Source organism: Microbispora sp. NPDC049125 (assembly GCF_040802045.1).
GTDB lineage: Bacteria > Actinomycetota > Actinomycetes > Streptosporangiales > Streptosporangiaceae > Microbispora.
This window is the reverse complement of record NZ_JBEZDW010000024.1, coordinates 125,998-126,508: the sequence shown is the minus strand read 5'-3', so window position 1 is coordinate 126,508 and position 511 is coordinate 125,998. Positions and strand designations below refer to the sequence as shown.

Annotated in this window: 1 protein-coding gene and 1 pseudogene; both read right to left on the bottom strand. The window is 58.7% G+C overall.

Going from position 1 to position 511, the window contains the following annotated elements:
* On the bottom strand, nucleotides 1–323 hold a 323-nt coding region (locus AB0B72_RS25885; RefSeq protein WP_367741547.1), incomplete at its 3' end, for a tetratricopeptide repeat protein.
* 33 nt (nucleotides 324–356) lie between these two features.
* A pseudogene (locus tag AB0B72_RS25880) lies at nucleotides 357–440 on the bottom strand (hypothetical protein); the annotation flags it as partial.
* Nucleotides 441–511 lie beyond the last annotated feature (71 nt).

Genomic DNA, 511 nt, shown 5'->3' with positions numbered 1-511 from the left:
GCCCGCAAGATCAGCGTGTTGCGATGATCTGAACCCAACACCCGCTCACTGTCAGCCAATACACGCTCGTACAACGTGACGGCCCGCCCCACGTCGCCCAATGACATGTAGGCGCCAGCAAGATTGGCCCGCAAGATCAGCGTGTTGCGATGATCTGAACCCAACACCCGCTCACTGTCAGCCAATACACGCTCGTACAACGTGACGGCCCGCCCCACGTCACCCGCCGCCAACAAGACGCCAGCAAGATTAGACCGAGTTGTTGTTAGGTCAGCCTCATAGGCGGCTGGGCTTATTGTCGCCAATCGATCATAAATTGCCACAGCCTCTTCCGTAGCTAGCCGTGCCTCCGGCCAGCGCCCTACTGACGTAAGGCGATTGCCAAGATTATTAAGAGCCGACGCGAGGTTCTCTTGGTAAGCGTTGGGGTTCCGCTCCACTAGTCGCCTACGAATTGCTACGGCCTCCTGCGCCACCCCCAACGCCTCATCCAACTGCCCGACTTCCGACA